The 24,552-nt window shown below is 35.5% G+C and carries 17 protein-coding genes and 1 tRNA gene; 12 read left to right on the forward strand and 6 right to left on the reverse strand.

All coding sequences use genetic code 11. From position 1 onward, the window contains the following. The 3 genes from fmt to QWY90_RS11485 all read left to right on the forward strand — a co-directional run bounded on the left by fmt (position 1) and on the right by QWY90_RS11485 (position 2,078). Positions 1-948 carry a methionyl-tRNA formyltransferase gene (gene fmt / locus QWY90_RS11475; protein ID WP_290286069.1) on the forward strand — a complete coding sequence of 316 codons (948 nt, stop codon included), beginning with the start codon at positions 1-3 and terminating at the stop codon, positions 946-948. A gap of 146 nt (positions 949-1,094) precedes the next feature. After that, a complete protein-coding gene (locus tag QWY90_RS11480; RefSeq protein WP_290283893.1) occupies positions 1,095-1,397 on the forward strand; it encodes an HU family DNA-binding protein in 303 nt (100 codons plus the stop codon). A gap of 120 nt (positions 1,398-1,517) precedes the next feature. After that, complete coding sequence (locus tag QWY90_RS11485) at positions 1,518-2,078, forward strand: YqgE/AlgH family protein (protein WP_290283894.1); 561 nt, start codon at positions 1,518-1,520, stop codon at positions 2,076-2,078. Here the strand turns inward: QWY90_RS11485 and QWY90_RS11490 are convergent. Both QWY90_RS11490 and QWY90_RS11495 read right to left on the reverse strand, forming a co-directional pair. After that, positions 2,075-2,911 carry an aminotransferase class IV gene (locus QWY90_RS11490; RefSeq protein WP_290283895.1) on the reverse strand — a complete coding sequence of 279 codons (837 nt, stop codon included), beginning with the start codon at positions 2,909-2,911 and terminating at the stop codon, positions 2,075-2,077. The genes QWY90_RS11485 and QWY90_RS11490 overlap by 4 nt on opposite strands. Positions 2,912-2,961: 50 nt before the next feature. Continuing rightward, complete coding sequence (locus tag QWY90_RS11495; protein WP_290283896.1) at positions 2,962-3,354, reverse strand: START-like domain-containing protein; 393 nt, start codon at positions 3,352-3,354, stop codon at positions 2,962-2,964. Positions 3,355-3,500: 146 nt separating this feature from the next. On the opposite strand from QWY90_RS11495, the gene QWY90_RS11500 reads away from it, so the two are divergent. Both QWY90_RS11500 and QWY90_RS11505 read left to right on the forward strand, forming a co-directional pair. Continuing rightward, positions 3,501-3,574, forward strand: a tRNA-Met gene (locus tag QWY90_RS11500). 291 nt (positions 3,575-3,865) lie between these two features. After that, a complete protein-coding gene (locus QWY90_RS11505; RefSeq protein WP_290286070.1) occupies positions 3,866-14,749 on the forward strand; it encodes a T9SS type A sorting domain-containing protein in 10,884 nt (3,627 codons plus the stop codon). 112 nt (positions 14,750-14,861) lie between these two features. Here the strand turns inward: QWY90_RS11505 and hisS are convergent, their stop codons facing one another. Then, positions 14,862-16,220 carry a histidine--tRNA ligase gene (gene hisS, locus QWY90_RS11510; protein WP_290286071.1) on the reverse strand — a complete coding sequence of 453 codons (1,359 nt, stop codon included), beginning with the start codon at positions 16,218-16,220 and terminating at the stop codon, positions 14,862-14,864. 173 nt (positions 16,221-16,393) lie between these two features. Between hisS and QWY90_RS11515 the strand changes: the two genes are divergently transcribed. Next, complete coding sequence (locus QWY90_RS11515) at positions 16,394-17,647, forward strand: ABC transporter permease (protein WP_290286072.1); 1,254 nt, start codon at positions 16,394-16,396, stop codon at positions 17,645-17,647. A gap of 13 nt (positions 17,648-17,660) precedes the next feature. Here the strand turns inward: QWY90_RS11515 and prmC are convergent, their stop codons facing one another. Both prmC and QWY90_RS11525 read right to left on the reverse strand, forming a co-directional pair. Beyond that, positions 17,661-18,515 (reverse strand): peptide chain release factor N(5)-glutamine methyltransferase, encoded by an 855-nt coding sequence (gene prmC, locus QWY90_RS11520; protein WP_290286073.1) that lies wholly within the window; start codon positions 18,513-18,515, stop codon positions 17,661-17,663. A gap of 6 nt (positions 18,516-18,521) precedes the next feature. Beyond that, positions 18,522-19,022 (reverse strand): GNAT family N-acetyltransferase, encoded by a 501-nt coding sequence (locus tag QWY90_RS11525; protein ID WP_290286074.1) that lies wholly within the window; start codon positions 19,020-19,022, stop codon positions 18,522-18,524. A 28-nt stretch (positions 19,023-19,050) separates the two neighbouring features. Between QWY90_RS11525 and ribD the strand changes: the two genes are divergently transcribed. Genes ribD through QWY90_RS11540 form a run of 3 tightly spaced genes read left to right on the forward strand, consistent with a single transcriptional unit; the run spans position 19,051 to position 21,303 of the window. Continuing rightward, complete coding sequence (gene ribD, locus QWY90_RS11530; RefSeq protein ID WP_290286973.1) at positions 19,051-20,091, forward strand: bifunctional diaminohydroxyphosphoribosylaminopyrimidine deaminase/5-amino-6-(5-phosphoribosylamino)uracil reductase RibD; 1,041 nt, start codon at positions 19,051-19,053, stop codon at positions 20,089-20,091. After that, positions 20,084-20,692, forward strand: a complete 609-nt coding sequence (locus QWY90_RS11535) for an HAD family hydrolase (protein ID WP_290286075.1) — start codon at positions 20,084-20,086, stop codon at positions 20,690-20,692. Before ribD ends, QWY90_RS11535 begins: the two co-directional genes overlap by 8 nt. A gap of 2 nt (positions 20,693-20,694) precedes the next feature. Beyond that, a complete protein-coding gene (locus QWY90_RS11540; RefSeq protein ID WP_290286076.1) occupies positions 20,695-21,303 on the forward strand; it encodes an IMPACT family protein in 609 nt (202 codons plus the stop codon). Between the two features lie 5 nt (positions 21,304-21,308). On the opposite strand, the gene QWY90_RS11545 is transcribed toward QWY90_RS11540, so the two are convergent. Continuing rightward, on the reverse strand, positions 21,309-21,707 hold the full coding sequence (locus QWY90_RS11545; protein ID WP_290286077.1) for an acyl-CoA thioesterase: 399 nt from the start codon (positions 21,705-21,707) through the stop codon (positions 21,309-21,311). A gap of 187 nt (positions 21,708-21,894) precedes the next feature. Here QWY90_RS11545 and dnaA point away from each other — a divergent pair, with 187 nt between their 5' ends. From dnaA to QWY90_RS11560, 3 genes are read left to right on the forward strand one after another with little or no spacing between them, the layout of a single operon-like run. Beyond that, positions 21,895-23,322, forward strand: a complete 1,428-nt coding sequence (dnaA, locus tag QWY90_RS11550; RefSeq protein WP_136150566.1) for a chromosomal replication initiator protein DnaA — start codon at positions 21,895-21,897, stop codon at positions 23,320-23,322. Positions 23,323-23,361: 39 nt separating this feature from the next. Continuing rightward, positions 23,362-23,829, forward strand: a complete 468-nt coding sequence (locus tag QWY90_RS11555; protein ID WP_290286078.1) for a low molecular weight protein-tyrosine-phosphatase — start codon at positions 23,362-23,364, stop codon at positions 23,827-23,829. Then, a complete protein-coding gene (locus tag QWY90_RS11560) occupies positions 23,826-24,548 on the forward strand; it encodes an SAM-dependent methyltransferase (RefSeq protein ID WP_290286079.1) in 723 nt (240 codons plus the stop codon). The genes QWY90_RS11555 and QWY90_RS11560 overlap by 4 nt, the downstream gene beginning before the upstream one ends. The last annotated feature ends 4 nt before the right edge of the window (positions 24,549-24,552 follow it).

The raw sequence follows: 24,552 nt of genomic DNA on the forward strand, positions 1-24,552 counted from the left end.
ATGGAAAAGTTGCGCATTGTTTTTATGGGAACTCCTGAATTTGCTGTCGGCATTCTGGATAAAATAGTCAAAAACAATTATAACGTTGTTGGTGTCATTACTGCTGCTGATAAGCCTGCCGGTCGTGGCCAAAAGATTAAATATTCGGCGGCAAAAGAATATGCATTAGAGCACAATCTTAAATTATTGCAACCTAGCAATCTAAAAGACGAAACTTTTTTATCCGAATTAAAATCGCTTAATGCCAATCTGCAAGTTGTAGTAGCCTTTAGAATGTTGCCCGAAGTAGTTTGGAGAATGCCAGAATTGGGAACCTTTAATCTTCATGCATCGTTGTTACCAAACTATCGTGGAGCTGCGCCAATCAATTGGGCTATTATTAATGGAGAAATAAAAACCGGTGTTACCACATTTTTCATAGATGATAAGATTGATACAGGTGCAATGATTTTAAACAAGGAAATCGGAATCAGTCCGAATGAAAATGCGGGAGAACTTCACGATAGACTTATGGTTCTAGGAAGCGAAGCCGTTGTTGAAACTTTGGCTTTGATTGAAAAAGGAAATGTTCAGACTACAATTCAACAAGATACTTCCGAAATAAGAACAGCTCATAAACTCAACAAAGAAAACTGCAAAATAGATTGGGCAAAATCTGCATTTGAAATTTATAATTTGATTCGGGGATTATCTCCTTATCCCACGGCGTGGTGCTTATTTAAAGATAATGAACAAGAATGGAATGTAAAAATATATGAAGCTAAGATTCATTTTGAAAATCACTCTTATACTATAGGTAGCATTATTACGACTAAAAAAGAAATTAAGATTGCTGTAAAAGATGGTTACATTCAAATTTTGAGCATTCAATTTCCAGGGAAGAAAAAAATGGCGGCAAATGAACTACTAAATGGCATTACATTTTCAGACAAAGCACAAGCAGAATAAGGTCTCAAGCTCTTTTTTGAATAAAAAAAACGGCGAAAAGCCTCGGCTTATCAACAAATAAACCAAGTTATTAACAAATATTTGAAAAAAACACGAAAACTCTTGTGCAGTAAGGAATTCCTATTAAATTTGTTATCATTAACAAAATGTTTAACCAACAATTAATAACTAACATTATGAACAAATCAGAATTAATCGATGCGATTGCAGCTGACGCAGGAGTAACAAAAGCAGCAGCAAAATTAGCTTTAGAATCATTTTTAGGTAACGTAAGCGGTACTTTGAAAAAAGGTGGAAGAGTATCTTTAGTAGGATTCGGATCTTGGTCAGTATCTAAAAGAGCTGCAAGAGACGGAAGAAATCCTCAAACAGGAAAAACTATCAAAATTGCTGCTAAGAATGTTGTTAAATTCAAAGCAGGAGCAGATTTAGACGGAGCAGTAAACTAATAATTTAGTTCTTCTGATATACAAAGACCATTCGCAAAACGAATGGTCTTTTTGTTTTTAGCATAGAAAAATTTGGAAAATCATTTTTTTTTAAGCAACTTTATTAAAAATTAATTCAAAATGATTGCGGAAAAATTAGAAAAAGGACATTTGTTAATAGCCGAACCATCTATTATTGGTGACATGTCCTTTAATAGATCTGTAATTTTATTGGCTGACCATACTTCAGAAGGTTCAGTTGGATTCATTTTGAATAAACCCCTTAAATACTCTATCAAAGATTTACTTCCAGAGGTTAATTCCAATTTCAAAATCTATAATGGAGGCCCAGTAGAACAAGACAATTTATATTTTATTCATAACGTTCCCGATTTGATTCCGAATAGTATTGAAATATCTAAAGGAATATTTTGGGGTGGCGATTTTGATTTTACCAAAGAATTAATAAATACAGGTGTTATTAAGAAAAAAAATATCCGTTTCTTTTTGGGATACACTGGTTGGGATTCTGAGCAATTAGAAAATGAGATGCAAGCCAACTCCTGGATTTTGATAAAAAATAATTATGAAAACAAAATTCTTGGGAAAGCATCTGTTAACTTTTGGAAAGAGAAAATTTTAGAGCTTGGAGGAGATTATTTAATTTGGTCTAATGCTCCAGAAAATCCTACTTTGAATTAAGCTTCTATTGTATTATTCAATTTCTCTAACAACTGATTAGCTAAGCGAATTTCAAATTCTTTTTTACGATATTTTGTTATTGGCTGTATTCCAATGATAACATTGGTAATAAATAACTCATCTGCTTTCTGCAAATCAAAAGGAGAAATAGCTGCTTCAATAACTTCGATTGAATCAATTTGTTTTGCTAAAGTTATAATTTGTTTTCTCATTATTCCATTCAAACAACCTTCAGAAATTGGTGGTGTTATCAATTTGCTTCCCATCAACATAAACAGATTTCCATTTGCTGCTTCTATAACATTTTTGGTTTCGTTAATAAGTAAAGAGGAATCAAGTTGATTTTCTTTGGCAAAAATACTTGCTGTTACATTTGTAATCTTATTTGTCGTCTTAAGCGTTGACAGTAATTGTTTTGGAACAATAAAGTCTTTATACAAATCCACTTCAAATTGACTTTTAGGGGTTTTATACTTTATGCTATCCAGCTTATTTGCCTGAATGACATAGGAAATTGAATTATCTGTTGGCAAGTAAAATCCGCCTTCGTTTCTAAAAACAGTAAACCTTATTCTTGCAGAATCTTCGATAGCTAATACTTCGACTAGCTTCAAGATTTGCTCTTCAAGATATTCGATGGTAAAAGACATCGGAATTTCCATTCTCACAATTCTCATGGAAGCCATTAAACGAAAATAATGATCTTCAAAAAAAAGTATTTTATTGTTTACAATTTTTAAAGTTTCAAAAACACCATCGCCGTATAAGAATGATCTGTTAGAAACTGTTAACTGTAAATCAGAATCTTGAATTACCCCATTAAAATTTACCATAAAAAAATCCCGTTTAAAACGGGACAAATATAACTTTTAAAAATTTGATTTTATATAGAACCTATTACGTGTTTTAAATCAGAGATTTGATTTTCCCATAATAATTTTGATTCATCTAATTCATCTTCAACAGCAAAATCAACAACCATTAGAGAGACATCTTTAGTAATTTCGTCTTCCAAAATTCTTAATTCAAAATAGTATTCCGTATCCTTCTTATCTTCATCAACCCATTTAAATTTAACTTTCTCTCCAGTTTTTTTTGAAGCAAGACGAGCATTTTCATCAATACTATCCCAAGTAAAAGTAAAAAACTCTCCTCTTGAATTAACATTGTCAGCAAACCATTCTTGCAATCCAGAAGGTGTAGATATATATTGATACAGTAATTGGGGAGATGAATTTAATGGGAACTCAAGTTCGTAGCGTATTTTATGCTCCATGGTTTAGAATATTTTTTGGAAATATATATAATAAAATCAAAAAAAAGGACATTTTTAAAAATAATTTTTTTTGTCACTATATATTTGTAAGCTATGATATAAGTTTTATATTTGCACCCGCATTAAGAATATTAACCACTACACTAGGCGAGGTAGCTCAGTCGGTTAGAGCGCAGGATTCATAACCCTGAGGTCGGGAGTTCAAATCTCCCTCTCGCTACAAAATTGAAAAGGTTTGGAAAATTTCCAAGCCTTTTTTTATACTTCACATTCAACCATTTTTTTCCTTTTTTTAAAGAACTAACTATCAACTTACAAAATGAATTGTTTTTGATTGTAAAAATCAAAATTGTAAGTTTTTTATTTATTATAAAACATAAAAAGTGTATTTCATCGATTTTTTTATGCTTTTTATCGATTATTTTAAATAAATATCTAGTTTTGAAATGTCAAATAAAACAGAATGGAGTATTAAGCTTCATTTAATTAATAAATCATAATACCCCGAGTTATGAAAAATTTATTACTTAAAAAAGTAGAAAAGAATTGCATAATATTAATTACCTTACTAATTGGTAGTTTTGGATATGCTCAAATTGCACAAAGAGGAACTGCTACAACAGCAACTTCTTCAAACACCACTCTTACAATTAATAAGCCAACTGGTCTTGCAGTTAATGACCTAATGATTGTTAATCTAGCCCAAGGGAACAACAATACTAATGCTCCAACGGCTACAGGATGGACACTTATTGATGGTAGAAGTCTTGCTGGCGGTACAAAACGTTACGCTGCTGTTTTATACAAAATAGCTAATGCAACCGACGTTTCAGCATCTAATTTTGTATTTACAATGGGTAGTGCAACAGATAGTGCAGCTGGTGCTATTATAGCATTTTCCGGTGTAGATTCTTCAACACCATTTGATGTTAGTTCAGGGACTATTTCAGTTCAAGGAAGCCAAACCGGTGTAGTTGGAACTACTAAAACTACTGTTACCGCAAACGCTGCTGTAATTATGTTGGGGCAAACAGCAGGGAGTTTCCCTACTTGGTCAGCATGGACAACAACATCACCTGGAGCGCTTACTGAGTTATTTGATGTTCAGCATAATGCTAACACACAAACATCTGTTGGTGGAGCATGGGCAATAAAAGCATCAACTGGTGCAACTAGTGCAGGTGGAGCAACCCTTTCTTCTGCAGAACGAAATGGTGGTATCTTATTAGTTCTTAGACCTTGTATAAATACAATTACATTAAGTTCAGCAGTTGGAACTGATGCTCAAACCAAATGTATTAACTCAGCTATAACAGATATTACCTATACTACTACTGGAGCAACTGGAGCAAGTATATCAGGCCTTCCAACAGGAGTTACTGGTGCATGGGCATCAAACGTTTATACAATTAACGGAACTCCATCTGTGGCAGGAACATATAATTATACAATTACCTTAACAGGTGGGTGTGGACCAACTGTAACTAAAACAGGATCTATAACAGTTACTGCTCTGCCAACTGCTACTATTTCTTATGCTGGTAGTCCTTACTGTACTTCTTTAGCATCTGCTCAAAGTGTAACACAAACTGGTACGGGTGGCGGGACTTATTCTGCAAGTCCTGCTGGGTTAACTTTAAATGCTGCATCAGGTGCTGTGACGCCAAGTACTAGCTCGGCAGGAACTTATACTGTAACCTATACTTTATCTACTGGTGGTTGTACTATTACTCCAACGGCATCGGTTACCATTACTGCTCTACCTGTTGCAACTATTTCTTATGCAGGTAACCCTTTCTGTAAATCATTAGGAACTGCTCAAAGTGTAACACAAACAGGTACTGCTGGTGGAACGTATTCTGCTAGTCCTGCTGGGTTAACTTTAAATGCTTCAACTGGCGCTGTTACGCCAAGTACTAGCACGTCCGGAACTTTTACTGTAACCTATACTATTGCTGCGGCTAGTGGTTGTGGGATAGTTACAACAACTACTTCAGTTACAATTACTACTATACCAACAGCTGCCATTTCTTATGCAGGTAGTCCTTACTGTACTTCTTTAGCATCTACTCAAAGTGTAACACAAACTGGTACAGGTGGCGGGACTTATTCTGCTAGCCCTGCTGGGTTAACTTTAAATGCTGCATCAGGTGCTGTGACGCCAAGTACTAGCACGGCCGGAACATATACTGTAACCTATACTTTATCTACTGGTGGTTGTACTATTACTCCAACGGCATCGGTTACCATTACTGCTCTACCTGTTGCAACTATTTCTTATGCAGGTAACCCTTTCTGTAAATCATTAGGAACTGCACAAAGTGTAACTCAAACAGGTACTACTGGTGGAACGTATTCTGCTAGTCCTGCTGGGTTAACTTTAAATGCTTCAACTGGAGCTGTTACACCTAGTACTAGCACGGCCGGAACTTTTACTGTAACCTATACTATTGCTGCGGCTAGTGGTTGCGGGATAGTTACAACAACTACTTCAGTTACAATTACTACTATACCAACAGCTGCCATTTCTTATGCAGGTAGTCCTTACTGTACTTCTTTAGCATCTGCTCAAAGTGTAACACAAACTGGTACAGGTGGCGGGACTTATTCTGCTAGCCCTGCTGGGTTAACTTTAAATGCTGCATCAGGTGCTGTGACGCCAAGTACTAGCACGGCCGGAACATATACTGTAACCTATACTTTATCTACTGGTGGTTGTACTATTACTCCAACGGCATCGGTTACCATTACTGCTCTACCTACTGCAACTATTTCTTATGCAGGTAGTCCTTTCTGTAAATCATTAGGAACTGCTCAAAGTGTAACACAAACTGGGACTGCAGGTGGAACTTATTCTGCTAGTCCTGCTGGGTTAACTTTAAATGCTGCTAACGGAGATGTGACTCCAAGTACTAGCACGGCCGGAACTTATACTGTAACTTATACTATTGCTGCAGCTAGTGGTTGTGGGATTGTTACAACTACGGCGTCAGTTACAATTACTACTATACCAACGGCTGCCATTTCTTATGCTGGTAGTCCATACTGTAAATCTTTAGCATCTGCTCAAAGTGTAACACAAACTGGTACAGGTGGCGGGACTTATTCTGCTAGTCCTGCTGGGTTAACTTTAAATGCTGCATCAGGTGCTGTCACTCCAAGTACTAGCACGGCCGGAACTTATACTGTAACCTATACTTTATCTACTGGTGGTTGTACTATTACTCCAACGGCATCGGTTACCATTACTGCTCTACCTGTTGCAACTATTTCTTATGCAGGTAGCCCTTTCTGTAAATCGTTAGGAACTGCACAAAGTGTAACACAAACAGGTACTGCTGGTGGAACTTATTCTGCAAGCCCTGCTGGGTTAACTTTAAATGCTTCAACTGGCGCTGTTACACCTAGTACTAGCACGGCCGGAACTTTTACTGTAACCTATACTATTGCTGCGGCTAGTGGTTGTGGAATCGTTACAACTACGGCGTCAGTTACAATTACTACTATACCAACGGCTGCCATTTCTTATGCAGGTAGTCCTTACTGTACTTCTTTAGCATCTGCTCAAAGTGTAACACAAACTGGTACAGGTGGCGGGACTTATTCTGCTAGCCCTGCTGGGTTAACTTTAAATGCTGCATCAGGTGCTGTGACGCCAAGTACTAGCACGGCCGGAACTTATACTGTAACCTATACTTTATCTACTGGTGGTTGTACTATTACTCCAACGGCATCGGTTACCATTACTGCTCTACCTGTTGCAACTATTTCTTATGCAGGTAACCCTTTCTGTAAATCATTAGGAACTGCACAAAGTGTAACTCAAACAGGTACTACTGGTGGAACGTATTCTGCTAGTCCTGCTGGGTTAACTTTAAATGCTTCAACTGGAGCTGTTACACCTAGTACTAGCACGGCTGGAACATATACTGTAACTTACACTATTGCTGCGGCTAGTGGTTGCGGGATAGTTACAACAACTACTTCAGTTACAATTACTACTATACCAACAGCTGCCATTTCTTATGCAGGTAGTCCTTACTGTACTTCTTTAGCATCTGCTCAAAGTGTAACACAAACTGGTACAGGTGGCGGGACTTATTCTGCTAGCCCTGCTGGGTTAACTTTAAATGCTGCATCAGGTGCTGTGACGCCAAGTACTAGCACGGCCGGAACTTATACTGTAACCTATACTTTATCTACTGGTGGTTGTACTATTACTCCAACGGCATCGGTTACCATTACTGCTCTACCTACTGCAACTATTTCTTATGCAGGTAGTCCTTTCTGTAAATCATTAGGAACTGCTCAAAGTGTAACACAAACTGGGACTGCAGGTGGAACTTATTCTGCTAGTCCTGCTGGGTTAACTTTAAATGCTGCTAACGGAGATGTAACTCCAAGTACTAGCACGGCCGGAACTTATACTGTAACTTATACTATTGCTGCAGCTAGTGGTTGTGGAATCGTTACAACAACAGCATCAGTTACAATTACTACTATACCAACGGCTGCCATTTCTTATGCTGGTAGTCCATACTGTAAATCTTTAGCATCTGCTCAAAGTGTAACACAAACTGGTACAGGTGGCGGGACTTATTCTGCTAGTCCTTCTGGGTTAACTTTAAATGCTGCATCAGGTGCTGTCACTCCAAGTACTAGCACGGCCGGAACATATACTGTAACCTATACTTTATCTACTGGTGGTTGTACTATTACTCCAACGGCATCGGTTACCATTACTGCTCTACCTGTTGCAACTATTTCTTATGCAGGTAGCCCTTTCTGTAAATCGTTAGGAACTGCTCAAAGTGTAACACAAACAGGTACTGCTGGTGGAACTTATTCTGCAAGCCCTGCTGGGTTAACTTTAAATGCTGCTAACGGAGATGTGACTCCAAGTACTAGCACGGCCGGAACTTATACTGTAACTTATACTATTGCTGCGGCTAGTGGTTGTGGGATTGTTACAACTACGGCGCCAGTTACAATTACTACTATACCAACGGCTGCCATTTCTTATGCTGGTAGTCCTTACTGTAAATCTTTAGCATCTGCTCAAAGTGTAACTCGAACTGGTACTGCTGGTGGAACTTATTCTGCAAGCCCTGCTGGGTTAACTTTAAATGCTGGAACTGGTGCTGTGACTCCAAGTACTAGTACGGCCGGAACTTACACAGTAACCTATACCCTATCTACGGGTGGTTGTACTATCACACCAACGGCATCGGTAACTATTACTGCTATACCTGTTGCAACTATCTCTTATACTGGTAGTCCTTTCTGTAAATCATTAGGAACTGCTCAAAGTGTAACACAAACTGGTACTACTGGTGGAACTTATTCTGCTAGTCCTGCTGGGTTAACTTTAAATGCTGCTAACGGAGATGTAACTCCAAGTACTAGCACGGCCGGAACTTATACTGTAACCTATACTATTGCTGCAGCTAGTGGTTGTGGAATCGTTACAACAACAGCATCAGTTACAATTACTACCATACCAACAGCTGCCATTTCTTATGCTGGTAATCCTTTCTGTAAATCAATAGCTACTGCACAAAGTGTAACACAAACTGGTACTGCTGGTGGGACTTACTCTGCAAGCCCTGCTGGATTAACAATAAATGCTGCATCAGGTGCTGTCACTCCAAGTACTAGTACGGCTGGAAGCTATACAGTAACCTATACCTTATCTACTGGTGGTTGTACTATTACACCAACAACATCGGTTACTATTAATCCAATATTAACAGCTGGTGTAACTATTGCAGCTTCTCCATCTGGAACTATATGTGCTGGAACAAGTGTAACTTTCACTGCTACTCCAACTAACGGAGGGACAACTCCAACTTATCAATGGAAAATTAATGGTACAAATGTTCTCGGAGAGATTGCATCTACTTTTACAACATCCACATTATCAAATACTAATGTAGTTACAGTCGTAATGACATCAAATGCAACACCTTGTTTGGCAGGTTCTCCTGTTACATCAAGTGGTATTACAATGGCTGTTGATACAATGCCATCAATAACAAGCACAACTCCTGCATCAAGAACCGGAACCGGAACTTTAACTTTAGGTGCCACTGCTTCTATTGGTACAATATCTTGGTATGCAAATATAACTGGTGGTCCTTCATTGGGCTCTGGGACAAGTTTTACAACTCCAAGTATTTCAACAACTACAATCTATTATGTTGAAGCTGTTAATGGAGCTTGTACCTCAACTCCAAGAACTCCTGTAACTGCTACTATTAATTATGCTGAAATAGACATTCAAGGAAATGCAACTTCAATTGTAGATGGTGATACAACACCTACAACTACTGACTGGACAGATTTTGGAACATCAGCTACAACCCGAACTTTTACGATTTATAATACTGGTGCTTCTGCTTTAAATATTGGTACCGCTACTATATCTGGTTTGAATGCGAGTGAATTTACAATTACATCAGCTCCAAGCAGTGTAGTTGGTATTGGTTCTAGCACAACATTTACTATTACTTTCGATCCAACCGCCGTTGGACTTAGAACGGCTACAATATCAATTGTAAATAATGACACTAACGAAAATCCATACGATTTTGCAATTCAAGGAACTGGAGTTGAACAAGAAATAGATATTCAAGGAAATGCTGTTTCAATTGTAAACGGGGATACAACACCAACAACTACAGATTGGACAGATTTTAGTACAGTTGCAGGAACAAGAACATTTACTATTCGAAATACTGGAAATATAGTTTTAAACATTGGCGCAATAACTGTTTCAGGTTTAAATGCTTCAGATTTTACAGTTACCTCGCTACCTAGTGCAACTGTTGCTGCATTTGGAACAACTACTTTTACAGTTTCATTTTCTCCAAGTGTAATCAATAACAGAACCGCTACTATTAGTATCGCAAACGACGATGCTACTGAAAATCCGTATGCTTTTTCAATACAAGGATTTGGTATTATACCTGAAATTGATATCCAAGGAAATGCAACTTCAATTGTTGACGGAGACATAACTCCAACAACAACAGACTGGACAGACTTTAGTTCTGTTGCTTCAACCAGAACTTTTACTATTTACAACAATGGAAATTTTACATTAAATATTGGAGCAATAACTATTGGTGGTCCAAACGCCTCAGAATTTACAGTTACTACTCTTCCAAGTGCAACAGTTGCAGCATTAGCAAGTACCACTTTTGTAGTTACTTTTTCACCGACTGCTTTAGGTACAAGATCGGCTACAATAAGTATTATAAATAATGACAGTAATGAAGATCCTTATAATTTTTCAATTCAAGGAACTGGTGTTGTTCAGGAAATAGATTTACAAGGTCTTAGTATATCAATTGTTGATGGAGATACAGTACCTTCTGTTTCAGATGGAACAGATTTTGGTCCTGCAGATATTAATCTTGCAACTGTAACCCGTACTTTCTCGATTTTGAATACTGGTTCACTTCCATTGACAATTTCTAACCCAACTATATCTGGACTTAATGCGGCAGACTTTAGTATATCAACAAATCCAGGAGCACTTTCAATTGCTGCAGGCTCAAGTACTACTTTTGTAGTAACATTTAATCCAAGTGGAGTATTTACAAGAGTTGCAACAATTAACATTGTTAATAATGACAGTAGCGAAAACCCTTATGATTTTGCTATTCAAGGTACAGGTTTACTTGATAATGATGGTGATGGAATTGAAAACAATACCGATCAAGATGATGATAATGATGGAATTATAGATATAGTAGAATGTGGAACTTGTATAAGTGACCCATTCGTAAACGGAAGTTTTGAAGCTCCCGTAATTGGGGCTTCAACATACAGCATCGAACCAGCTGCAAATGTTACCGGATGGAATAATAGTGCAGAAAATTTCATTGAAATTTGGAGTACCGGATTTAATGGCGTACCGTCTGCAGCAGGTAATCAATTTGCAGAATTAAATGCAAACGTTGCCGGAAATCTATACCAAACATTTTGTCTAAATGGTGCTGGAGGAACAATAAATTGGGCTATCAAGCACAGAGGAAGATCTGGTACTGACGTTGCAGAAGTTAGATTTGGAGCAACTTTGGCAACAATTGCAACAGTTGCAACCATGACAGATGGAAATACTTCTTGGGGATCTTATTCGGGTACATACAGTATTCCGGTAGGTCAAACGAGTATCGTATTAGCCTTTACTGCAGTTTCATCTACAGGAGGTTTATCTTATGGTAACTTTATAGATGACGTACAAATTATAATCAACCAAAACTGTATTGACTCAGATGCTGATGGTGTTGCTGACTTACTTGACGTAGATGATGAAAACGATGGTATTCCAGATATTGAAGAAGCCGGATTTAAAGCTTATAGTAGTAATAAATCTGTAATGGATAGAAGCAGCGCTGCTACTTGGGTTGATGCTAACTCAAATGGTCTTAATGACTACATAGAAACTATGATAACTGCCGGAACTTATTCAACACCAGATACAGACGGTGATGGTGTGAAAGATTATTTAGATTTAGATAGTGATAACGATACAGCTTTTGACGTTGATGAAGCCGGTATATTAAATGGTGACGGAGATATAAATGGTGACGGTAAAGGTGATGGCCTGGATTCAGATGGTGACGGTTTATTAAACCTTTATGATAACTCTACTGTTTTTGGAACAACAACAAGAGCTTATGCTCAAGATACCGATACTAATGGTACTCCAGATTATAAAGATTTAGACTCTAACGATGATGGAGTTAATGATATCAAAGCTGGTTTATATGGCAGCTATGATGCTAATAATGATGGTAGAATAGATACTCCGGGAGATGCAGATCTTGACGGAATTACAGATGCTTTTGATACAAATGACGCTGTAAAAGGTTCTCCAAGAGATTTAGACAGAAAACTGTTTTTAGATTTTGATGGAAGAAACGATTATGCTGAAAACACTGCAATCTTAGGTGGATTATCAAATGCTACTTTGATGGCTTGGATAGATTTAAACAGTGCTTTTAGTACTACAGGTGTTGTAGTTGGTCAAGATAAATTCCAAATTAGAGTTTCTAGTGCAAAAACATTGCAAGTAATTGTCAACAGTACAACTTTAACTTTTGCTACACCTATGACAACTTCTAGATGGTATCATGTAGCGGCAACTTATGGTGGTGGAAATTTAAACTTGTATTTAAACGGAAAATTAGTAGCTACACAAGCTGTATCAGGAAGTATTTCAGCCGATGCTACAAAATTAACACTAGGTAAAAATCCAGCGTCAAGCACTAACTATTTTAAAGGTAAAATTGATGAAGTAAGAGTATTTAATACTACCTTAACTAATACACAAGTTGAACGCATGGTATATCAAGAAATACAAAATACAGCTTCACAAGTAAGAGGTGCTATAGTTCCTAGGGATATTGGCTCATTACCTTTTGCAAACGTATTAAGATATTACAGAATGGATACCTACAAAGATGATATTGTAGATGATTTAACAACTGCATCAATCGATACTGGCACAGGTATGAAATTATATAACCATAAAGTTATAAATGTACAACAAGCTCCAATGCCTTTTGTTACGGCAACAACAGGAACATTTTCAACAGCTGTTAATGATGCGTCAAATGACATCAGAGGTTTAGATGTTTATGATTACGATTATTCAATAATCCAAGTAAAACATAATATTACTGAAACTACAAACAGCGTAGATTTAGCAATGTTTGTTGACCCAGGAGTAACTGTTAATATGACAAATAATACCAAACTTCAAAATGACTGGTATTTAAAATTAGATGGTAAAATTGATTTAGTTGGAAAATCTCAATTAGTTCAAACTGCAAATAGTGAATTAGATGTTACAAGCGCTGGTTCATTAGAAAGAGATCAACAAGGACAAGCAATAAAATATAACTATAACTACTGGTCATCTCCTGTTAGTACAATAAACAGTACTACTATTAATCATGGATTTACAGTTGCTGGTGTTATGAAAGATGGAACCGATCCAAACAATATTCAAAACCTTCAATGGACAACAGGAACTAATGGTTCGCCAACAACTCCTATTACATTGAGTAGCTATTGGATATTTAAATTCCAAAACTCATCTAACAGTTACGCTAACTGGTCATCTGTTGGACAAAATGGAGCACTATTACCGGGTCAAGGATTCACTATGAAAGGATGTGGTTCAGCTGCTGCTGATCAAAATTACACCTTCGTTGGTAAACCAAATAATGGTACTATTACTTCAACAGTTGGTGCAAATAATTTGAACCTATGTGGTAATCCTTATCCTTCTGCAATTGATGCCAATCAATTTATAGATGACAATGCAGCAAGCATAAAAGGAACATTATATATCTGGGAGCACTATAATACAAATTCAAGTCACGCAACCGCACAGTATCAAGGTGGTTATGCAACTTACACAAAAACTGGTGGAACTGCACCTGTTGCTCCAGCTGGTGTAAGCGGAATAGGTTCAAGTAGTAAAACTCCAAAAAGATTTATCCCAGTTGGACAAGGATTTTTTGTAACAGGATCAGCTACTGGCGGAAGTATAACATTTAACAATGGTCAAAGACTATTTATAAAAGAAGACGATGCAACTTCGTACTCTATGTTTAAACAAAATAATGGTCCGATATCAGTTATTAATCCAGCATTTAATAATTCTTCCGATACTTTTGTTGACGAACAATTTATGAAACTAAGAGTGGGTTATAATTCAGCTGATAATTATCACAGACAAATATTATTAGGATTTATGAATGAACATGCAACATCAGGATTTGACAATGGTTATGATGGATTAAGCATTGAAACTCCTACTAATGATATGTATTTCATAAATGGAACTGATAAATTAAACATCAATGGTGATGGTGCTTTTAATGTAAACAACATATACCCATTAGGTGTTAAAAATGCTGTGGCCGGTAATGTTAGTTTTGTTGTAGATGGAAAAGAAAATTTTAGTGATTCTCAAGAAATATACATCTATGACAATGTAACTTCACTCTACCATAGTGTTAAAGATCAAAACTTCCAAATCAATTTACCAGTTGGAACTTATGATTCAAGATTCTCATTGCGATTTACTAATGGTTCTTCGCTCGGAACAGTTGATCAGGAAGTAAATCATGGAATTAGCGTAATACATTCGCAAGCTAACAACATGATAAATATTAAAAACGAGTTACAAGAAGTAAATGTGAAGTCAGTTTCATTGTTCAACTTATTAGGCCAAGAGGTTCAAGTTTGGAAAATTTATAACCAAAACCAAGCGGATATACAATTACGCATTACAGATTTAAGCACGGGAACTTACATCGTAAAAGTAACTACTGATAATGGTGACATATCTAAAAAAATAATACTAAAATAATATCTTGTTCTGCTCTTTATTTGACACTAATTTGCTTTTTTATACAAGAAAAAAAATCCCTGCTTCGGCGGGGATTTTTTTTTCTTATTCAACTCAGAAGATTAATGTAATATTAAGAAAGTTTCTCTATGAGAATTTCAAGATTTACTAGAAGCTGTTCTCCTGTCTGAATATCTTTTAAAGTAAAGTTCGAACCATCAATTTCTTTGACCACAAAAGGAATTCCTCTACGTTCAGCATGTTTAAACTGCTTGTCAATTTTAGCTGCATCAGGATAAATATCGGCTTTAATATTTTTATTTCGAAGTGTCGTAATGGCTTTCATCGCTTCAAAAGTTTGGTTTTCACCAAAATTTAAAAAAAGTACTTTTGTAGCATTAGTAACCGTCTCCGGAAATAAATTTAGCTCTTCAAGAACCAAATAAATTCTATCCAAACCAAACGAAATTCCAACGCCGCTCATATCCTTTAAACCAAAAATTCCGGTCAAATCATCATAACGTCCACCACCACCTATTGAACCCATGGCAACTTCTTTTGGAGCAGTAACCTCAAAAATAGCTCCCGTATAATAATTCAACCCTCGAGCTAAAGTCACATCTAAATCTAAAATAGCTTTTTGCAAACCGAGTTTAGTAACGTTGTTACAAATAAAACGCAACTCTTCGACACCCTTTTTCCCTTCATCAGAAGATGAAAGTAATTGTGTTAGCTTTTCTAATTTTTCCTGAATTGTTCCGGTAAAGTTGAACAATGGTTGTACTTTTATCAAAGCCGCTTCCGAAATTCCTTTTTCAAGCATTTCTTTTTTTACGCCGTCCTCTCCTATTTTATCGAGCTTATCCAAAGCAACTGTAAAATCAATTAATTTATCCGAAGCACCAATAACCTCCGCAATTCCCGATAATATCTTTCTGTTATTAATTTTAATAGTAACACCATTCAAACCTAATTCAGCAAAAACCGAATCGTACAATTGCACCAACTCTACTTCTTGCCACAATGATTTGGAACCAACAACATCAGCATCACATTGATAAAACTCTCTGAATCTACCTTTTTGTGGACGATCAGCACGCCAAACCGGTTGGATTTGATAGCGCTTAAACGGAAATTCAATCTCGCTTTGGTGTTGTACCACATAACGTGCAAACGGAACGGTTAAATCGTAACGCAATGCTTTTTCGGAGATTTTTGGTGTAATCGCTTTTTCCTGTTTGTATTCTAAAAAATGTAAAGGGACATCTTTTAAATATTCTCCTGAATTCAATATCTTAAAAATCAAACGGTCGCCTTCTTCTCCATATTTTCCCATTAAAGTATCTGAGTTTTCAAATGAAGGCGTTTCAATTGGTTGATAACCAAATTTCTCGAAATGATGTCTCATTATCGAAATAATATAATTACGCTTTGAAACCTCTGCTGGTGAAAAATCTCTGGTTCCTTTTGGAATACTTGGTTTTGATGCCATTGTTTAATTAAGGATTTAGGAATAAGGATTTAGGTATTGATTATTGGGAAAATCCTAAATCGAAAATCCCAAATCCTAAATCATTTTGCAAATATCTTATTTTTTAAAACTATTTAAGCAACTAAGTAAATATTCTTGTAACAAATCATTTAAATTAGTGTCAAATTTGCGTTATGATAGGACTCAAACTCTTTAGAGAAAACATAAAAATTGCATTAAGTTCAATTAGAACGCAATTACTTCGTACCATTTTGACCATTGTTATTATTGCTATTGGAATTACAGCTTTAGTTGGAATTCTGACTGTAGTTGCTGCTTTCGAAAACAATCTGAACACCGCTTTTGCCACAATGGGTTCCAATACCTTCAATATAAATCAATACAAAACACAATTAAGAGGAAGTGGCGGAATTAATAAAATTGAAAAAATAAATCCCATTATTACGTATCCCGAGGCTAAAGCGTTTAAAGAAAAATATAGTTTCCCGTTAACGCAAACCTCGCTTTCTTTTATTGCAACTTCAACGGCGGAAGTTAAATTTGAAAATCAAAAAACGGATCCCGAAATTTCAGTTTTAGGTGTTGACGAGTATTTTTTAACCAACTCAGGGTTGGAACTTACACAAGGTAGAAATTTTAATTCTTTCGACATTTCAAACAATGTTTATTCGTGTGTAGTCGGTTCTGATTTTGCCTCTAAAGGATTGCTGAAAGATGTAAATCCTATTGGAAAAATACTATCCATTCGCGGTGCCAAATTTAAAGTTATTGGCGTTCTAAAAGAAAAAGGTTCCACTTTTGGCAACAGCCGAGACTTGAGGGTTATGATTCCTATTCAAGTAGCTCGCTCTTTATTTTCGGCACCCAATATCAATTATTCGTTGAGTACAATGATTCAAAGAACAGAATTACTCGATGACGCGATTGACAATGCGATTGTCACTATGCGAAAGATTAAAAAGTTAAATCCTGTAGAAGAAGATAATTTTGGCATTTCCAGAAGTGATGATTTAGTAAACAAGATAGCAAGTATTACAGGTTTCTTAGGTGTTTCTGCTTGGCTAATTGGGATAATTACTATCCTGGGTTCATCTATTGCCTTGATGAATATTATGATTGTTTCGGTAACCGAAAGAACACGTGAAATTGGAGTTAGAAAAGCGCTTGGCGCCAAAAAAGGTGATATAGCTTTTCAGTTTTTTGTTGAGACAATAACCATAGGGCAAATTGGTGGCTTCTTTGGTATTATAGTAGGGATTTTAGTTGGTTATGGTATTTCATCACTTCTTAAGTTGGCGTTTGTAATTCCTTGGAGTGCCATTATTGCTGCATTTATAACCAGTTTTATTGTTGGTTTAGTTTCCGGATTGTACCCAGCGATAAAAGCTTCTCAACTTGACCCAATTGAGGCATTGCGTTATGAATAATAGCGTTCTGAAATTAAAGATTACAGGAAATTATTCTGTCATTTCCGTAAATGTCTTTTTTCAATTCAACATTTTTGAAGCCCAAATCTACGAGTAATTGAACCGTTTCTTTTCCTAAATATTGATTGATTTCAAAATATAATTTCCCATTCGAATTTAAATTTTTCTTTGCTAATTCAGCAATTTTTCGATAAAAAAGCAAGGCATCTTCATCTGCAACAAACAAAGCTAAATGAGGTTCATATTCTAAAACATTAGGCTTAATTTCAGCTTTCTCCAAATTCCGAACATACGGCGGATTGGAAACTATTATATCAAATAGTTGCTTAAAATCAGCTGTTTCCAAAATATTTTTAACAACAAAATTCACTTTGACTCCATTTAATTCTGCATTCCTTTTGGCTATATCTAAAGCATTCTCCGAAATATCAATCGCAGTAACTTCAGCAGTAGAAAGGTTCTTAGCCAATGAAATAGCAATACAACCGCTTCCTGTACCAATATCAAGGATTTTAAGGTTTTTCGGCAAAGCAGTTATTTGGTTATTTGAAATAATAAATTCAACCAACTCTTCGGTTTCAGGTCTCGGGATTAGCGTGTTTTCATTAACTAAAAATAGTGAGCCAAAAAACTCTGTTTCTCCTAGAATATATTGAATAGGTTTTTGCTTTTTTAAATCCGAAACGACACTTTTCCATTGTTTTAAATGATTGCCATCCATAACCATTTGTGGGTCTAGGGCCAAATCTATCCGTTTCAAACCATGCAATTTCTCCAATACAATATAGAAAAAACTATCTATTTCTTGTTCGTCGTACAAAGAGGAAAGCTCTTGAAGAAAAGTAGCTTTATAATTTTTGAGTAGCATTATCTATTATTCATTATCAGTTGTCAATTGTTTAATCATCCAAACCGGACAAGTAGTGTGACCCGTATTCCCCATTGGTGCACAAAGATATTCAAAACCAGCTTTTTTGTATAAATGTTGTGCTGTCAGCATTTCGGGTAAGGTTTCGAGGTAACATTTCTCATAACCTAGCTCGGCAGCATTTTTTAAACATTTTTGTATCATTTGAAAACCAATTCCTTTGCCTCTGGCTTCTTGCAGGAAATACATTTTTTGCAATTCACAGATATTTTCTGTAGAATTTTCCAATTGCGAAATTCCTGCGCCACCAATGATTTTGCCTTCGCTTTCGACTACAAAATAAGTTGCCCTTGGTTTATTATAAGCTTCAAACATAAAATCCAATTGGGCATCAGCAAACGCAGTTCCTGTTTTTGGGAAATTATCTGCAATAAAAACTTCCCGAATAACCGCTGCTATTTGCTGGTTATCTTCCTTTTTAATTTCTCTTATTACGATGCTATCCATTCTAAAAGTAATGTCTTATTTTTGTGAGGTGAATATACATCAAAAATATATAAACCGCTGTATCCAATTAGCCAAAAATGGCTTAGGAACTTCCTATCCAAATCCGTTAGTTGGTAGTGTAATTGTTTACAATAATGAGATAATTGGCGAGGGTTGGCACCGAAAATCAGGCGAACCTCATGCCGAAGTCAATGCGATAAATTCTGTTAAAGACAAATCAGTATTAGAAAAGGCTACCATTTATGTATCGCTTGAACCGTGCAGTCATTTCGGGAAAACACCGCCTTGTTGTGATTTAATTATCAAACATAAAATTCCAAATGTTGTAGTTGGAACTATCGACCCAAACAGTAAAGTAGCTGGAGCTGGAATTCAACGATTAATCGAAAACGGAGCAAAAGTAATCGTTGGAATTTTAGAAAAAGAATGCAATGAGTTGAACAAACGTTTTTTCACTTTTCATCAAAAAAAGCGCCCTTACATTATATTGAAATGGGCAGAAAGTCAGGACGGATTTATAGCACCATTGACCAAAGACAAAAAAGAACCTGTTTGGATTTCCAATGAATTTTCGAGACAATTGGTTCACAAATGGCGAAGCGAAGAACAGGCAATTTTGGTGGGAACTAATACGGTTTTAGACGACAATCCCAAATTAGATGTTCGGGATTCGTTTGGTGAAAATCCAATACGGATTGTTTTAGACAAAAATGGAAGAATTAGTAAAAATCATTATGTAAAAGATGAACAAATTAAGACTATCATAATAACTGAGCAAGAAAATTTAACATCTAGTGAAAATTGTATTTATGAAAATGCTATCTTTGATATCCAGCTAACCAAAAAAATTGCCGATATTTTATATAAATATGGCATTCAATCTATACTAATTGAAGGCGGAAGACAAACCCTTCAAACTTTTATAGACGATAATCTTTGGGATGAAGCTAGAGTTTTTGTGGGCAACGTTCATTTAAAAAACGGTATCAAATCACCAATTTTAAATGAAAATTTCCAAACAAAAAGTAGTAAAGACGACCAACTTAAACTTTTTTTCAACCATGATTAACGCTATAATTTTCGATTTTGGAGATGTTTTTATTAATCTAAACAAAGAAACATCAATTGAAGAGTTTAAAAAATTAGGCTTGGACGGGCCAAATGAAGATTTGATAGCGCACAATGACTTATTTGAAAAAGGAAAAATAACCGAATTGGAATTTATAAATTCTTTTTCAAAATACATTCCAGAGGCTAGTATTGAAGAACTCGTAAAAGCATGGAACTCCATAATAGGCGACTTCCCTCTTGAAAGATTGGAGTTTTTACAAATGCTTTCGTCAAAGTATCGCTTGTTCTTGTTAACTAATACTGATTCTATTCACATTAGTCGTTTTGAACATAAAGTAGGCATGTCTTTTTACAGCGATTTTTATCGTTGCTTTGAAAAAGTATACTACTCCTATGAGATGGGAATGCGAAAACCAGACGCTGAAATTTTCAACACCATATTGCGTAAACATGATTTATCGCCTAAACGAACTTTGTTTGTTGATGATAAAAAAGACAATACTGATGCCGCCGAGTCACTAGGATTACATGTATGGAATTTAAAAGTTGGTGAAGAAGATGTCGTCGATTTGTTTGACCAAAAGCACTTACCTCTGTAGTTTTGGAAATAAAAGATACTTTTAAAACCATTGCTTCACCTTTGACAGAAATTCTTTTTAAAGAAAAAAACAGCAAGTTTTTTGGCTATGCCTTTCCGGTAACCAACGAAGAAGAAATCAAATCACATTTAAACAACTTACGCAAACAGCATTTTGGTGCCGGTCATTTTTGTTATGCATTTCAACTCGGAACCGATACGGTCTATTTTCGCGCTAATGATGATGGAGAACCAAGTAATTCAGCAGGAATGCCAATATATGGACAAATCCAATCTTTTGGTGTAACCAATGTTTTAGTGGTGGTTGTTCGTTTCTTTGGTGGTATAAAATTGGGTGTTGGCGGATTAATCTCGGCTTATAAAACTGCTGCTCAAATGGCGCTAGAAGAAACTGTAATCATTGAAAAAACAATAAATGTCCATTTCGAAGTTTCTTTTGATTACAAAAACATGAACAAAGTCATGCGTGTCATTAAAGAGAAAAACTTAGAAATCATTTCCCAACAAATGGAAGAAAATTGCCTAATAAAAATTTCAACCCGAAAAAAAAATGCCGAAATGGTATTCGACATTTTTACTAATTTATTTGAAGTTAAAATACAAAAAAAATAAAATCTTTAGTCTTTTAAAACGTCTAGAATATAATCTGGCGGCGCAATAGGTTTTCCTGAATTTATAGCCACAAAAACCAATAAAAAATAGGCAGTTGTTAACAACTCATTGTTTTCATTACGGATTTCGCAATCAAATTCTATCTTCACAGAACTGTGGCTTTTAAATTTAGTAATGACTGTAAGTAAGTCATCATAACGAGCTGGTTTTTTGTAATTTATAGTCATAGAAACAATTGGTAATGCAATTCCGAATTCTTCTAGTGCTTTATATGAAAACCCTTTATTTCTAAGCCATTCCGCTCGTCCCATTTCAAAATAAGGCACGTAATTTCCATGATAAACCACACTCATTTGATCGGTTTCTGAGTAACGCACTCTAACTTGAATTTCATGTTCTTTCATCTTGTTTTTATACTTTTTATCTAAATATTAATTTATCATTACAACATTTTTTTTAAAAAATCAATGCCAATTTAATTTTTTTTAACGAATTTTATTCACATATTTGTTACCCCGAAATACATTAAAACATTCGTTGTTTTTTTAGAGTTAAAACCTAATAAATAAATACTATAATTTTAAACCAAATATGAGCAAAACTGCGCAATCGGTGTGGGAAAACTGTCTACTGTTTATAAAAGACAATATTCAAGAGCAAGCTTTTAAAACTTGGTTTGAACCGATTAAATCAGTCGAACTAACTGATAATGCTCTATACATACAAGTTCCCAGCAAATTTTTTTACGAATGGCTTGAAGAACATTATGTGAAATTATTAAAAGTTGCATTAACTAAAGAACTTGGCAAAAATGCAAAGTTACTCTATAAAATCAAAATGGAGAACACTTATGGCAATAAACAACCGTTTACAGAACAATTGCCAAGTGCACACCGCAGTCCAATAAAATCGCAAGATGTTGATGCTCCATTTAAAAACCTAAATCCAGAATTAAAAAATCCTTTTGTAATTCCGGGAATTAGAAATTTAAAAATTGAGTCGCAACTTAATCCAAATTATAGTTTTGACAATTTCCTTGAAGGTGATTCTAACAGATTAGCTCGTTCAGCTGGTATGGCTGTTGCCAATAAACCTGGCGGAACTTCATTCAATCCCTTATTAATTTTTGGCGGTGTTGGATTAGGAAAAACACATTTAGCGCACGCTATTGGCGTTGAAATTAAAGATAAATACCCAGAAAAAACCGTATTATATATTTCGGCTGAAGTATTTACACAACAATATATTGACTCCGTTAAGAAAAATAACAGAAACGATTTTATTCATTTCTATCAATTAATTGATGTGTTGATAATTGATGATGTTCAATTCCTTTCCGGAAAAACAGGAACACAAGATGTATTCTTCCATATTTTCAATTACTTACACCAAAACGGCAAACAAGTAATTCTTACTTCGGACAAAGCACCTGTTGATATGCAAGATATCGAACAACGTTTGTTGTCTCGTTTCAAATGGGGTTTATCTGCTGAATTACACCAACCGGATTACGAAACCAGAATTTCTATCTTAAAAAATATTTTATATCGTGATGGTGTTGAAATGCCTGATGAAATTATAGAATATGTAGCTCGAAACATCAAGTCAAATGTACGTGAGTTGGAAGGTGCTATTATTTCGTTGATTGCTCAATCTTCTTTCAACAAAAAAGAAGTTACTTTAGATTTGGCTAAAAATGTAGTTGAGAAATTTGTCAAAAATGTAAAACGAGAAATTTCTATTGAATATATTCAAAAAGTTGTTTCTGATTATTTCCAATTAGATTTGGATACTTTACAATCTAAAACCAGAAAGCGTCACGTTGTTCAAGCCCGACAATTAGCCATGTTCTTTGCTAAGAAATTTACTAAATCTTCTTTGGCAAATATTGGTTCACAAATTGGAGATAGAGATCACGCTACCGTTCTTCATGCATGCAAAACGGTTGACAACTTAGTTTCAACTGACAAACAGTTCAAAAAATTTGTAGAAGATATTCATAAAAAATTATCGCTATAATTCCTTTTTGAGTAAGTTTGCGCTTTAGAATCATACAATATGCCCGTTAAAATTTTAATGGTTTGTTTAGGAAATATTTGCCGATCACCATTGGCAGAAGGGCTTCTTGCTGCAAAACTTCCCAAAGATAAATTCATCGTTGACTCCGCCGGCACAGGAAATTACCATATTGGCAAACAACCTGACCAACGCTCGATTATGACGGCTCAAAAAAATGGCTTAGATATTACCAATCAAAAAGCAAGACAATTTACACCAAGAGATTTTGAAGATTTTGATTATATCTATGTAATGGATAATTCCAATTACGATGATGTTATTAACCTAGCAAAAAATGATGACCATAGACAGAAAGTGCAGCTAATTTTGGATAATTTATTTCCTGGTGACAATGTAGATGTCCCCGATCCTTATTACGGATTGCAAAATGGTTTTGATTTGATTTACGAAATGCTAGAGGAAACCTGTGCCATTCTATCTAAAAAATTGATAGAAAAACACAAATGAGACCTATCACACTCAAAGGAAAATTATATTTAATCCCAACGACATTGGGAGAAATGAATCCACATGATGTTTTACCGCAAACCGTAAAAAGAGCCATAGATTTTATTGACGACTACATTGTTGAAAATGAAAAAACAGCTCGAAAATTCATAAAATCTATTCATCCTGAGAAGGTTCAAAACAGTTTAAGAATTTCTTCTCTCAACAAACGAACTGAAGTTTCGGAATACAATGCTATGATTGCTCCATGTCTTAATGGTCTTAACGTAGGATTAATGAGTGAAGCAGGTTGTCCCGGAGTTGCTGATCCTGGTGCTGTAATTGTAAAAATTGCTCACGAAAAAGGAATTCAGGTTGTGCCTTTAGTTGGCCCATCTTCCATCCTATTGGCGATGATGGGTTCAGGAATGAATGGTCAGAGTTTTGCCTTCAATGGCTATCTTCCTATTGATAAAGGAGATAAAAAAACAGCTTTAAAAAACTTTGAAAATCTATCAAGCACAAAAAATCAGTCTCAGATTTTTATTGAAACGCCGTATAGAAATAATAAATTGTTAGAAGATTTGTTGCAGATATTACAACCGAATACACATCTTTGCATTGCAACCGACATTACATTACCAACAGAATTCATCAAAACGTTTCGCGTGGCAGATTGGAAAAAAATAAAGGTCGATTTGCACAACAGGCCTACCATTTTTATTATTCATAAGTTCTAATTGC

It is taken from the genome of Flavobacterium paronense, assembly GCF_030409795.1.
Classification (GTDB): Bacteria; Bacteroidota; Bacteroidia; order Flavobacteriales; family Flavobacteriaceae; genus Flavobacterium; species Flavobacterium paronense.